At 73.4% G+C, this 11,713-nt stretch carries 13 protein-coding genes; 5 read left to right on the top strand and 8 right to left on the bottom strand.

The window, feature by feature from the left end; genetic code table 11:
- Positions 1-4 precede the first annotated feature (4 nt).
- On the bottom strand, positions 5-1,324 hold the full coding sequence (locus HT134_RS27175) for a CU044_5270 family protein (RefSeq protein WP_175603293.1): 1,320 nt from the start codon (positions 1,322-1,324) through the stop codon (positions 5-7).
- Entirely contained in the window at positions 1,317-1,889 is a 573-nt protein-coding gene (locus HT134_RS27170) for an RNA polymerase sigma factor (protein WP_312888465.1), read from the bottom strand. Before HT134_RS27170 ends, HT134_RS27175 begins: the two co-directional genes overlap by 8 nt.
- A gap of 204 nt (positions 1,890-2,093) precedes the next feature.
- On the opposite strand from HT134_RS27170, the gene HT134_RS27165 reads away from it, so the two are divergent.
- The 3 genes from HT134_RS27165 (at position 2,094) to HT134_RS27155 (ending at position 4,336) form a co-directional block, all read left to right on the top strand.
- Entirely contained in the window at positions 2,094-3,407 is a 1,314-nt protein-coding gene (locus tag HT134_RS27165; protein ID WP_175603291.1) for a PP2C family protein-serine/threonine phosphatase, read from the top strand.
- Positions 3,404-3,769, top strand: a complete 366-nt coding sequence (locus HT134_RS27160; RefSeq protein WP_175603290.1) for an STAS domain-containing protein — start codon at positions 3,404-3,406, stop codon at positions 3,767-3,769. Before HT134_RS27165 ends, HT134_RS27160 begins: the two co-directional genes overlap by 4 nt.
- Positions 3,770-3,937: 168 nt before the next feature.
- Positions 3,938-4,336, top strand: coding sequence for an STAS domain-containing protein (locus HT134_RS27155; protein WP_175603289.1), 399 nt, complete (start codon positions 3,938-3,940; stop codon positions 4,334-4,336).
- Positions 4,337-4,406: 70 nt separating this feature from the next.
- Here HT134_RS27155 and HT134_RS27150 read toward each other — a convergent pair whose 3' ends face one another.
- The 3 genes from HT134_RS27150 to HT134_RS27140 form a co-directional block, all read right to left on the bottom strand.
- Positions 4,407-5,867: an MFS transporter gene (locus HT134_RS27150; RefSeq protein ID WP_175603288.1), complete on the bottom strand. Its 1,461-nt coding sequence runs from the start codon at positions 5,865-5,867 to the stop codon at positions 4,407-4,409.
- An 82-nt stretch (positions 5,868-5,949) separates the two neighbouring features.
- The gene (locus tag HT134_RS27145) at positions 5,950-6,438 is read right to left on the bottom strand and encodes a MarR family winged helix-turn-helix transcriptional regulator (protein ID WP_175603287.1); all 489 of its coding nucleotides are present in this window, start codon (positions 6,436-6,438) and stop codon (positions 5,950-5,952) included.
- 61 nt (positions 6,439-6,499) lie between these two features.
- Entirely contained in the window at positions 6,500-7,771 is a 1,272-nt protein-coding gene (locus HT134_RS27140; protein WP_246365515.1) for an MFS transporter, read from the bottom strand.
- A gap of 97 nt (positions 7,772-7,868) precedes the next feature.
- On the opposite strand from HT134_RS27140, the gene HT134_RS27135 reads away from it, so the two are divergent.
- Together HT134_RS27135 and HT134_RS46005 are read left to right on the top strand one after the other, a co-directional pair.
- Positions 7,869-8,249 carry an ArsR/SmtB family transcription factor gene (locus tag HT134_RS27135; RefSeq protein ID WP_175603286.1) on the top strand — a complete coding sequence of 127 codons (381 nt, stop codon included), beginning with the start codon at positions 7,869-7,871 and terminating at the stop codon, positions 8,247-8,249.
- A 116-nt stretch (positions 8,250-8,365) separates the two neighbouring features.
- Positions 8,366-8,674, top strand: a complete 309-nt coding sequence (locus tag HT134_RS46005; protein ID WP_312888464.1) for a multicopper oxidase domain-containing protein — start codon at positions 8,366-8,368, stop codon at positions 8,672-8,674.
- An 8-nt stretch (positions 8,675-8,682) separates the two neighbouring features.
- Here HT134_RS46005 and HT134_RS27125 read toward each other — a convergent pair whose 3' ends face one another.
- From HT134_RS27125 to HT134_RS27115, 3 genes are all read right to left on the bottom strand, one after another.
- A complete protein-coding gene (locus HT134_RS27125) occupies positions 8,683-9,732 on the bottom strand; it encodes an NAD-dependent epimerase/dehydratase family protein (RefSeq protein WP_175603285.1) in 1,050 nt (349 codons plus the stop codon).
- A 36-nt stretch (positions 9,733-9,768) separates the two neighbouring features.
- A complete protein-coding gene (locus tag HT134_RS27120) occupies positions 9,769-10,950 on the bottom strand; it encodes a zinc-dependent alcohol dehydrogenase (RefSeq protein ID WP_175603284.1) in 1,182 nt (393 codons plus the stop codon).
- Positions 10,951-11,049: 99 nt separating this feature from the next.
- The gene (locus tag HT134_RS27115; protein WP_175603283.1) at positions 11,050-11,607 is read right to left on the bottom strand and encodes a DUF4142 domain-containing protein; all 558 of its coding nucleotides are present in this window, start codon (positions 11,605-11,607) and stop codon (positions 11,050-11,052) included.
- Between the last annotated feature and the right edge of the window lie 106 nt (positions 11,608-11,713).

Here is an 11,713-nt window from a genome sequence, read left to right as displayed (position 1 = left end):
CCCGTCACCGCCGCCCGGGGGGCCGCTGGTCGGTCCAGCCGATCCGCTCGTAGGCGGTCTCGGCGTGCAGCGGGATCTCGCCGCCGTCGCGGGCCGTGTCCAGGGTCGTCGTCTGCCTGGCCAGCGTCCGGCCGGTGCGGGGGTCCACCACGATCCGCGCCTTCACCCGGCCGTCCGAGCGGTAGACGATCGCCTGGCCCTCGCGGCCGAGCCGGTCGGTGGCCTGGCCCTCGGCGCGCACTCCGGGCATGGTCGCGAGCAGCCGGAAGGCCGACGCGCGCACCCGCGGCGTCACCGGGAGATCGGCGGCGATCCGCACGGCGGCCTCCCCCAGCAGGTCGCGCAGCTTCTCCGGATCGTCGGCGGAGCCCTTGGCGCCGGTCTCGGTGACGAGCCTCGTCAGGTACGCCCGCAGTCCGTCGACGTCGCCGGGGATCGCCGCCAGGTCGTCCCAGGACAGCGACTGCTTCGCCAGGTCTCCCCCGGAGCCCCGCCACGTGCCGCGCAGCTCGGAGACGACCGGCTCGCCGGGCTTCGCCTCGACCACGTCCGCGGCCGGCGCCCCGGAGGGCCCCATGTTCCAGGAGGACGGCGATCCGGCCTTCCGCCAGGCCGCCTCGTCGCTCGCCGTGGCGGGCTTCGCGCCGAGGGGGCGCTTGATCCGCCAGCTCTTGTCCCCCGGACGGCGGGCCAGCCACATCTCCTCCGACAGGCCCAGCTCAAGAACGTACGCGCCGTCGCCCGTGGGTGTCTGCCACCAGGTGACCGTCGTCGTCCGCCAGTAGGCGCCCTGGCCGGCGGGCTGCCCGGCGACCGCGTCGGCGGCGGCGAGCAGCACCGCGCGGGCCTTCCCGGCGCCCGCCGAGGTCGTCGAGGAGGCGCTGGGCGGGTCCTGCGCGGTGGTGGCGGGCGCGCCGGGCCCCGTCGAGGTGACCGGACCGCCGGGCGCGGCGACGACCGCCGCCACCAGGATCGTCGCCGCCGCAGCCAGCCCCGCCCCCGCGGTGGCCAGCCGCCTCCTCATCCGCCCGGCCGTACGGGGCGCGTGGTCGTGCACGGCCCGGAGCGGGACGGGCTCCTCCCGGATCTCCGCCGGCGCCGCATCCCCGGCACCGACGCCGGCGTAGGGACCGGCGTCGGCGAGTGGGCCGGTGTCGCCGACGGTGTCGCCGGTGTCCCGGGCCAGCGCCGCGAGCAGGCGGGCCCGGCCGTCCACGACGGTCTCCAGCGACGGCTCGGGCGAGCCGAGGAGGGCGCGCACCGCGTCGAGGTCCGTCCGGTCGTCCGGCAGGCCGGGGAAGGGACGCCCGTTCAGGTCAGTCATCGGTTGCTCCGATCGCCGGGTCGGCGCCGCCGAGGGCCGCGCGCAGCTTCCTGCGGACCCGGTTGAGCCGGGATCCGACGGTGCCGGACGGGATGTCCAGGGCCTGCGCGACCTCCTCGTAGTTGAGGTCCGCCAGGGCGACGAGGAGCAGCACGTCCCTGTCGTGGTCGGGCAGCCGCCGCAGCTCCGCGGCGAGCCGCCCCCGCGCGCCCGCCGCGAGGAGCCTGGCGGCCACCCGGTCCTCGTGCCCGCCGTCCGTGCCGTCCTCGGCCGGCGTCCGCCGCAACGCCTCCAGCCTGCGGGTCTCGCTCCTCCGGTGCTGGGCCACGAGGTTGGTGGCGATCCCGAAGAGCCAGGCGCGCACGGCTCCGCGCCCGGGGTCGAACGTCGCGCGCTTGCCGTAGGCCACGACGAACGTCTCGGCGGCGAGATCGTCGGCGACCTGCGTGCCGACCCGCCCGGCGACGTACCGGTAGACGTCGCCGAAGTAGCGGTCGTAGAGCACCGCGAACGCGTCGGGACGCCGCCACGACTCCTCGATGAGCGCGGCGTCGTCGGCTCTCACGGGTACTCCGGGTGGAGCGGTCATCCGGCTGGGTCCCTTCGACGGGGTCACATTGGTACTCCGTCGAACCGGCGATCCGTCTTCACGCGGGATCTTTTGGGAATGTTGGGGGTATTGGGGGTTTTGTAGTAAATCCGGCGGGAGCAGAGAAGCTTGACAAGTAAACTTCGTGCGTCCTCGAAAGAGAAACGGTGACGCGACCACATGACGGCAACGCTGATCGATCCTGGCGCCGAGGCCGCGCGGCTGGAAGCGCTGCGCCGGTACCAGGTCCTCGACACCCCGCCCGAGGGGGCGTTCGACCGGGTCGTCGCGCTCGCGGCCCGCGCCTTCGGCGCGCCGATCGCGTCCGTGACGTTCGTCGAGGACGAGCGGGTCTGGATCAAGGCCCACACGGGGCTGGCGGGGGTCCCGCACGACCTCGCGCCCGACCCCGGCCTGTGCGTCTCCGCGATCCTGGAGTCGGAACCGTACGTGGTGGCCGACACGCTCACCCACCCGGAGGCGTGCGACCACCCGCTGGTCCGTGACGAGCCCCATGTGCGGTTCTACGCCGCCGCGCCGATCGTCACGGCCGACGGCCACCGCCTGGGCACGGTCAACGTCATGGACGTCGAGCCGCGCGAGGTGGACGAAGCCGGACTGCACACGCTGACCGACCTGGCCGCCCTGGTGGCCACCCAGCTGGAGACGCGGCTGTCCGCCCGCGCCGCCCTCACGCTCGAACGCCGCCTGCGCCAGCAGGCCGAGGCCGAGCGCGGCCGGCTGGAACTGCTCACCTCCACGCTGCGCAAGGTGCTGCTCCCGCCCTCCCCGCCGAAGGTCCCCGGGCTGGACATCGCCACGCACTACCACGTCGCCTCCGCCGACCAGGTGGGCGGCGACTTCTTCGACGTGTTCCGTCTCGACGAGCACAACTGGGCGTTCTTCCTCGGCGACGTGTGCGGCAAGGGCGCCGACGCGGCCGTCGTGACCGCCCTGGCCCGGCACACCCTGCGCGCCGCCGCCGTCTACGCCGGCGACCCCGAGGCCGTGCTGGCCAACCTCAACATGGTGCTCATGGACGAGTTCCTGGGCGCCGACCCGTGCTACTGCACGGTCCTGTACGGCGTGCTCACGCCGACCGACGAGGGCACGCGCGTCAAGGTCGCCGGGGGCGGACACCCTCCGGCGCTGGTCGTCCGCGCCGGGGGCGACGTCGAGGCGCTGCGCACCGAGGGCGGCATGCTCGTCGGGCTGCTGCAGGAGGCGCGCTTCGCCGTCGCCGAGACCACGCTGCTCCCCGGCGACGGCATGCTGCTCTACACCGACGGCCTCACCGAAGCCCGCACACCGGCCGGCCACATGTACGGTGAGGACCGCCTGCGAAGCCTGGCCGCCGGCCTGGCCGGACAACCCGCCCAGGCGGTGGTGACGCGGCTGGAGGAGACTCTGTCCGCGTTCGGGCCCGGATTGACCGACGACACGGCCATCCTGTCCATGACCGTTCCTCCGATCGTGAAAAGGCACTCGCGGTGACCACACCCGTTCACCTGACGCAGATCTCCGCCGACCCGGCCACGGGCACATGCGTCCTGGCCCTGGCCGGTGAGCTCGACTACATCAGCGCGGCCCAGCTCCGGGCCGACATGGAGAGCACCCTCCGGCCCGAGCACCGTCACCTGGTGCTCGACCTCAGCGGGCTGGACTTCTGCGACTCCACCGGCATCCGCCTCTTCCTGGTCTTCCGCAAGCTCATCCTGGAACGCGGGGGGTCGATCGCGCTGGCCGGGCTGACCAGCCGGCTGGAACGCGTCTTCCACATGACCGGGCTGTCCCAGGCGTTCAACCTCTATCCCGACGCCGAGCAGGCCCGGGCCGCCATCACGGCCGACGCCTGACGCCGGTCCCGGAGGCACGGCACAGCCAATTCGCGAGGGCCGGCAGACGCGCCGCGATATTCGTGATGCGAATGCCGGGATCTCCGGCCCGGTCGGCGGGGGCCCGGCGGGATATCGTCGGCTCATGGCGACGTGCGCCGTTCGACCCAGCGGCCGGCTGGTGCCCTGATGTCCCGGCTGACCTTGGCCTGCCGGCACCTGCCGGGAGCCACCGTGATGGTCGTGGGCGGCGAGATCGACTCGGCCAACGCCGCCCGGGTGGAGTCGTTCATCGCCAAGTCGCGCCGCCGGCCCGGCGATCATCTCGTGTTCGACCTGACCGAGGTGCGGTTCATGGACAGCGCGGGGCTGCGCACGCTGCTCAACGCCTACCTCGACGCGGAGGAGCACGGCGGGAGCGTGCGGCTGGCGGCGCTGCAGCCGATGCCGGCCCGCCTGGTCGAGATCACCCGTGTCGGCGAGCACCTGCCCGTCCACGCCACGGTCCAGGAGGCGCTCACCGCCGTCCTCAGCTCCCCCGAGCCCCCGCGGCGCCCGGCCACCGGCACGAGCAGCGACGTCGCCTGACCCTCCGGACGGGCCGGCCCGGGCCGGGAGGGCCCGGGCGATCACCTCGCGCCCTCGCCTCGCGCCCTGATCAGGAGCTCAGGGAGGGCTCCGCCACCGCCGCGCCGTCCTCCTGAGCGGGCCGGGCCGCGTCCGGGGCGGGCCGGCGCAGGACCAGGAGCCCCACGGCGAACGCCGCGACCAGCAACCCGGCCGAGATGCCGAAGGCCAGCCGGTACCCGCCGGTCAGCGCGGCCGCCTGGCCCGCCCCGGCGGCCAGCAGCTCGCCCGTGCGCGAGGCGGCCATCGTGGACAGCACCGCCACGCCGATGGCCATGCCGACCTGCTGGGTGGTGTTGAACAGCCCGGAGGCCAGCCCGGCGTCGCTCTCCCGCGCGCCGGACATGCCCAGCGTGGCCAGCGCCGGCAGCACCAGCCCGCCGCCCGAGATCAGCACCATCACCGGGAGCAGGTGGGTGAGGTAGCCCGCGTCCACCGAGACCCGGGTGAGCAGGAGCATCGCGGCGATCAGCAGCACCAGACCGGACAGCAGGACGGCGCGGGCGCCGAAGCGGGCGCTGAGGCGGGCCGAGACGAACAGGGAGATCGCGCCGATGCCGACCGCGGCCGGGAGCATGGCGAGGCCGGTGTCCAGCGCCCCGTAGCCGAGGACCCGCTGCATGTAGAGGGCGACCAGCACCTGGAAGGCGAACATCCCCGACAGGGTCAGCATCTGGGCGAGGTTGGCGCCGGTCACGTTGCGCGAGCGCAGGATCCGCAGCGGCATGAGCGGGGTCCTGGCCGTGGCCTGCCGGACGACGAAGGCGGCGAGCAGGGCCAGCGACACCGCGCCGAGGCCCAGCGTGTGGGCGGCGAGCCAGCCGTACTCCTCGACCCTGACGACCGTGTAGATGCCCAGCATCAGGCCGCCGGTCACCAGCGCGGCGCCGACGACGTCGGCGCCCGCCGCGAGACCGGCCCCACGGTCGGCGGGCAGCACCAGCAGCGCCAGCGCGACGGTGACCGCCCCGATCGGCACGTTGATGAGGAAGATCCACGGCCAGCTCAGGCCGTCGGTGAGCACGCCGCCCAGGACCTGGCCGATCGAGGCGCCGGCCGCCCCGGTGAAGCTGAAGATCGCGATCGCCTTGGCCCGCTGCGCGGGCTCGCTGAACAGCGTCACCAGGATGCCCAGGACCACGGCCGAGGCCAGCGCGCTCCCGACGCCCTGCAGGAACCGGGCGGCGATCAGCACGCCGGGGCCGGTGGCCGCGCCCGCCAGCAGGGATGCGGCCGTGAAGATCGCGTTGCCGGCCAGGAACATCGTCCGGCGCCCGACCAGGTCACCCAGCCTGCCCGCCAGGAGGAGCAGGCCGCCGAAGGGGATCAGGTAGGCGTTGACGATCCAGCTCAGCCCGGCGGGCGAGAAGCCGAGGTCGTGCTGGATGGCCGGCATCGCCACCGTCACGATGCTGCCGTCGAGGATGGTCATCAGTCCGGTGGCGGACAACACGCCCAGCGCGGTCCAGCGCGAATTGCGCACGTACGACATGGTCTCTCCTGTCTCAGTTCGACAAGAGAGACCGTAGCAGATAGTTCCGTAATAGACGATCCTCTTCGGACCTACTTCTCGCCTACTTCGCCCGCTCCCGCGCCCGGCGGGCCGGCTGCGGCCCCTCCGCGGGCTCGGCGAGATGCCCGCTCACCAGGCGGTTCAGGGCGCGCACCATGACCTCGCGCTCGTCCTCGGGCAGCGCGCGCAGCGCCTCCCGGTGCACGCCGTCCACGATCTCCTGGCTGCGCCGGGCCACGGCCGCGCCCGCCTCCGTCACCGCGATGATCCGCGCCCGCCGGTCGGTGCTGGACGGGCGGCGCTCGGCATACCCGGCCTTCTCCAGCGCGTCCACGGTCACCACCATCGTGGTCTTGTCCATGTCGCCCAGCTCGGCGAGCTGGATCTGGGTGCGCTCCTCCTCCAGCGCGTGGACCAGCACGCAGTGCATGCGCGCCGTCAGCCCGATCTCGGCCAGGGCCGCCGCCATCCGGGTGCGCAGCACGTGGCTGGTGTGGTCGAGCAGGAAGGACAGGTCGGTCTCGGTGCGCGCGGGCGCCATCGCGGTCATGCTCCCAGCCTACCCAAGTCGTCCAGCTGTGGATTATCTGCAAAAGGATGATTCCGACAGGTCACCTGGGCTCCGGCACCCACCGGCGGCCCAGCACCACCACCAGGCCGCCGGTGACGGCGAGCCCCATCAGCACGGCGCCGAAGAGGGTCGCGCCGCCGGTCAGGCCGATGGCGTCGCTGAGGTAACCGGCCGACACCGGCAGCAGGCCGGCCAGGACGTACCCGCCGACGTTGAGCGCCGCGTTCGCCTCGGCCAGCCGCCCCGCCGGGACGGTGGAGTTGAGCAGGGACAGCCCCCCGAGCTGCCCCATGCCCTGACCGGCGCCGGCCAGCAGCGCCGCGACGGCGAGGGCCTCGACCGACGCGACCCGCACGGCAATGACGAGCGCGACCATGGCGAGGGCGGTGGAGGCCGCCCCGGCGATCAGGATCGCGCCGCGGCGCAGCCTCTGGACCGCGAACTGCACTCCCGTCGAGGCCAGGAACATCGCGAACGCCATGACCCCCGGGACGATCCGGTTGGTGCCGTCCAGCAGCCCGGCGAGCAGCGAGGGGCCGAGCGACAGCACGAACGAGGTCGCCGTGATGCCCGGCGCGAACACGGCGACCCCCAGGGCCAGGTGACGGCCGTTGCCGCGCGGCACGGCGGGCACCCGCACCCAGGAGCCCGCCGCCCGCGCGCGCCCCTTGGCGCCCTGGGCCGGCACGGCCGGACGGCGGACCGGCATACGGAGCACGACCGCGACGGCGGTCGCCAGCAGCGCCGCCTCCACGGCGAAGACGGTCACGGTGGGCGCCGGCAGAGCCTCGGACAGCACTCCCGACAGGAGCGGGCCCAGCCCCGCGCCGAAGACCATGGCGCAGGACGCCAGCAGGGCCCCGAGCCGTGAGCGGGCGGGACCGGCCACGTCCGACACGGCGGCCATGCCGCCGGAGACCACCGCTCCGACCGCGACGCCGGTGAACAGCCGGGCCACGATCAGCGCGGCCACGCTGCCCGCCGTCGCGAAGACCAGGCAGGCCGCGAGGGCGAGCCCGAGCGCGGGCAGGAGCACGGGCTTGCGCCCGAGCCGGTCGGACAGCACTCCCGAGACGAGCAGCGAGCCGATCAGCCCGACGATGTAGGAGGCGAAGACCACGGTCAGGGTGCCCTTGGAGAACCCGATGTCGCGCTGCCACAGCACGTACAGCGGAGTGGCCGCGTTGGACAGCACGAAGACCGCGGTGACCGGCCAGGCCGCCAGCCAGACCCAGCGGGTGGGAACCGCCGCGGCGGCCGTCCCCGGGCGCTCCGCCGGCGCTCTCACGGGCATCGCTCGACTCATGGACATGGCGGCTCCTTCCGGCCGACACAGTACGAACAGAATCGAACTTAGCATGCAGTACGATCGGACTCGTACAACCGACAACCGGAACGAGGAGCCGCACATGCCTTCCACGACGCGTCCGGGGCCCGCCATCAGGACGCTGCCGGAGCCCGCCGGACTGCCCGAGCCGCTGCCCGAGCCGGCGGTCGAGGACCTGCGGCTGGAGACCGTCCTCGGCGCGCTGAGCGACCCGCTGCGCCTGACCATCGTGCGCAAGCTGCTGCTGGAGTCGGAGGCGTTCGACCACACCTGCGGCTGGTTCGGCCTCGACCGCCCCAAGTCCTCCCTGACCCACCACTTCAAGGCGCTGCGCGAGGCGGGCGTCACCCGGCAGCGGCAGTACGGCCTGGAGCGGCGCAGCCACGTACGCGTCGCCGACCTCGAAGCCCGCTTCCCCGGCCTCCTCGCCCTGGTCGCGGCCTGGACGCCGGACGAGAGCTGACCCTGCCGCAGCTCCACCCGCTCGGCCCGGCGACCCGCCACCGGCGGCTCTCGCTCACCGAGCAGGGCTCGGCCGACTTCCCGGACGTAAGTCCCGTCGTCGTCCAGCTCGGCACCGTGAAGAACGGCGTCCCGAACCCCCTGTTGTGGGGCGACCCGGTCACCGAGAATCCGGCCCTGGACCCCACCGAGGTCTGGGAGCTGTACACCTTCACGGCGGACGCCCATCCCATCCACCGTTCGACGGCGGCCCCGCGGCCCCCGGAGCCATGGGAGCGCGGCTTCAAGGACACCGTCATCGCGCCTCCCGGCGAGATCACGCGGGTGAAGGCGACGTTCGACCTGCCCGGCCGGTACGTCCGGCACTGCCACATCCTCGAACACGAGGACAACGAGATGATGCGGCCCTACCAGATCATCGGGTGACCCGTGGCTCAGGGCCGGCCGCCGACCCCCGTGGTGGTCTCCTTGAGCCGCCCGGCCAGGCCCTCGTCGGGCGCGAGCGGGGCGGTGTCCGCCCCGGCGCCCTCGTGCAGCCCCTCGACGACCGCCTCCATCGCCTCCTGCGAGGAGTGCGCGGGCGTCCACCCGAGCACCTCCCGGGCCCGCGTCACGTCCATGAGCGGGACCTGGAGCAGCATCTCCAGCAGCCCCGGCGCCGCCGGCAGCAGCCGCAGGTGCCACCCCGCCGCCATCGCGGTCCTGGCCAGGAACGGCGGGACGGGCACCGTGCGGGCGCCCAGCAGCCGGGCCAGCGCCGCCGCGTCCAGCGGCGGCTCGGCGGCCAGGTTGAACGCCCCGCTCACCTGACGGACCACCGCCAGCCGGTACGCCTCGGCCGCGTCCTCGGCGTGCAGGCACTGGAAGCGCAGCCCCGGCATGTCCGGCACGAACGGGATCAGCCCGGGCCGCACCAGCCGGCGCGGCACGAACGGCCCGCCGAACAGGCGGCGCTGCTCCGTGGCGGACTCCCGCTTGAAGATGAACCCCGGCCGCATCCGCACCACGCGGATGTCGGGGTGGTCGTTCTCGAAGACGTCCAGGACCCGCTCGACGTACGCCTTCTCCCTGCCGTACGCGGCGCCCGGCCAGCCGTGCGTGGGCCAGCTCTCGTCCACCGCCCGGTCCTTGGGGCCCGGCGAGTACGCGCCCACCGAGGAGGCATACACCAGGGCGGGCACCCCCGCCTCGGCCACCGCGCGGAAGACCCGCATGGCGCCCAGCACATTGGCCCGCCACGTCACGGTGGTGTCCCTGGTCGGCTGGAACAGCCACTCCAGATGGACCACCGCGTCGGCGCCCTCGAAGACCGGCGTCAGATCGTCGGTCACCACGTCGCCCCTGCGCCACTCGACCTTCTCCGGCTGCCACCCGGGCAACCGGCGGGCCACGCCCACGACCGACCTCACCTGGTCGTCCGTCCGCAGGGCCTCCACCACGCTCGTGCCGACGTTGCCGGTCGCCCCGACCACCACCACCTTCATACCGGCCGGGCTGCCCCCGGAGAAAGGACCGAAACCCTAGGGCCGCAACAGCACCTTGATGGCGCCGTCCTGCTTCTTCTGGAAGATCTCGTACCCGCGCGGCGCCTCGTCCAGCGGCAGCCGGTGGGTGGCGAGGTCCATCACGGCCAGCGGGTCGGCGTCGTCGGTGACCAGCGGCATGAGGTCGTCGATCCAGCGCCGGACGTGCGCCTGCCCCATGCGCAGCGTGACGCCCTTGTCGAACATGCGCAGCATGGGCAGCGGGTCCGTCATGCCGCCGTAGACGCCGATGACGGAGATGACGCCGCAGCGCCGCACGGTGTCGATGGCCTGGTTGAGCACGACCAGCCGGTCGATGCCCGCCTGCTTCATGAGCGGCGCGGCCACCGCGTCCGGCAGGTATCCGGTGAGCGTCTGGGCGAGCTTGGCGCCGGGCGAGCCGTGCGCCTCCATGCCGACGGCGTCGATGACGGAGTCGGTGCCGCGCCCGCCGGTCATCCCCCGCACCGCGTCGGGCACGTCGTCCGCCGCGCGCGCGTCGACCACCTCGATCCCGTGGCGGCGCGCCATCTCCAGCCGCTCCGGCACGCCGTCCACCGCGATCACCCGGTAGCCCCGGTGACGGGCGATGCGGGCGGTCATCTGGCCGATCGGGCCGAGCCCGAAAACCGTGACGCTGCCGCCCTCTGGCACCTCCGCGTACTCCACGGCCTGCCAGGACGTCGGCAGGACGTCCGACAGGTAGACGAAGCGCTCGTCGGCCGGGCCCTCCGGCACCTTGATCGGCCCGAAGTGGGCCTGCGGCACCCGGAGGTACTCCGCCTGCCCGCCGGGGACCTGGCCGTACAGCTTCGTGTAGCCGAACAGGGCGGCGCCCATGCCGTGCTCGCGCACCTGGGTGGTCTCGCACTGGGCGTACAGCCTCATGCCGCACATGTGGCAGTGGCCGCACGCGATGTTGAACGGCACGACCACCCGGTCACCCGGCCTGATGTGCTCGACGTCGGCGCCGACCTCCTCCACGACGCCCATCGGCTCGTGACCCAGGATGTCGCCCTGGGTCATGAACGGCCCGAGGACCTCGTACAGGTGCAGATCGGATCCGCAGATCGCGGTGCTGGTGATCTTGATGATCGCGTCGGTCGGCTCCTTGATCGCCGGATCAGGGACCTCCTCGACCCGCACGTCCCGCTTCCCGTGCCACGTGACGGCCTTCATGGCTGCTCCTCCCGCCGGCACCCCCATACCCCCACACCCGCCGCCAAACGGCTCCGGCCGGGCGCGGCCCGTGCCCCGGCCGGAAGCCGCCGTACGGGATCAGGAGCTGTCCGCCTCGCGCAGCATGGCCAGGTGGTGCTCCAGGGACGGCAGGGTGGACTTGGCCAGCGAGACGATCTCAGGGGCGGAGCCCTTCTTGATCTCCCGCTTGGTCGAGCTGATGGCCCGCCTGTGCGACTGGGCCATCTCCTTGACGAAGCGCCGGTCGAACCGGGCGTGCCCGGCCTTCTCCAGGGCGACGGCCTCCTTCTGCTGGGCGGTCGACAGGCCGGTGGGCAGGCGGACGCCGTGCCGCTCGGCCGCGCGCACGAGCTGCGCGTCCAGGGTGCCGCGGTCCCTGACGAGCGTGTCGCCGAGCGCCTTGACGTCCTGCGACCCCTTGTCCTGAGCCAGCTTGGCGGCGTGCAGCTCGGCCAGGCCGCCCAGGTGGATCTGCCGCATCCAGGCCCGGTCCTGACCGGAGGCCTGCGCGGCGGGAGCGGACGCGGACGACGCCGCCCCGCTGGAGGCGGAGGAATCGGTGACGCCGCCGCCGCAACCGGCGGTTGCGGCGGCGGCCACGGCGGCGATGAGCAGGCTCAGATGTGAGCGGCGCATGGACATGGAATCCCCACTTGTTTGGAAACGCACTGCGTGTAATTACAAGTAGACACCTTTCGGATGCGCTCCGTAGTTATGCGCGCCAGCGTGTCGCCGGGTCCTC

The sequence above is a fragment of the Nonomuraea rhodomycinica genome, from assembly GCF_013363995.1.
Taxonomy (GTDB): Bacteria; Actinomycetota; Actinomycetes; order Streptosporangiales; family Streptosporangiaceae; genus Nonomuraea; species Nonomuraea rhodomycinica.
Note: the sequence above shows the minus strand (reverse complement) of the source record. Positions and strands in the feature narration are given on the sequence as shown.

What these genes read in the sequence shown, in the direction of transcription:
- HT134_RS27115 (WP_175603283.1), bottom strand. Translation starts at nt 11,607, where the DNA reads ATGCGCCGCTCACATCTGAGCCTGCTCATCGCCGCCGTGGCCGCCGCC.
- HT134_RS27165 (WP_175603291.1), top strand. Translation starts at nt 2,094, where the DNA reads ATGACGGCAACGCTGATCGATCCTGGCGCCGAGGCCGCGCGGCTGGAA.
- HT134_RS27150 (WP_175603288.1), bottom strand. Translation starts at nt 5,867, where the DNA reads ATGTCGTACGTGCGCAATTCGCGCTGGACCGCGCTGGGCGTGTTGTCC.
- HT134_RS27125 (WP_175603285.1), bottom strand. Translation starts at nt 9,732, where the DNA reads ATGAAGGTGGTGGTGGTCGGGGCGACCGGCAACGTCGGCACGAGCGTG.
- HT134_RS27135 (WP_175603286.1), top strand. Translation starts at nt 7,869, where the DNA reads ATGCCTTCCACGACGCGTCCGGGGCCCGCCATCAGGACGCTGCCGGAG.
- HT134_RS27120 (WP_175603284.1), bottom strand. Translation starts at nt 10,950, where the DNA reads ATGAAGGCCGTCACGTGGCACGGGAAGCGGGACGTGCGGGTCGAGGAG.
- HT134_RS27145 (WP_175603287.1), bottom strand. Translation starts at nt 6,438, where the DNA reads ATGACCGCGATGGCGCCCGCGCGCACCGAGACCGACCTGTCCTTCCTG.
- HT134_RS27175 (WP_175603293.1), bottom strand. Translation starts at nt 1,324, where the DNA reads ATGACTGACCTGAACGGGCGTCCCTTCCCCGGCCTGCCGGACGACCGG.
- HT134_RS27155 (WP_175603289.1), top strand. Translation starts at nt 3,938, where the DNA reads ATGTCCCGGCTGACCTTGGCCTGCCGGCACCTGCCGGGAGCCACCGTG.
- HT134_RS27140 (WP_246365515.1), bottom strand. Translation starts at nt 7,771, where the DNA reads ATGTCCATGAGTCGAGCGATGCCCGTGAGAGCGCCGGCGGAGCGCCCG.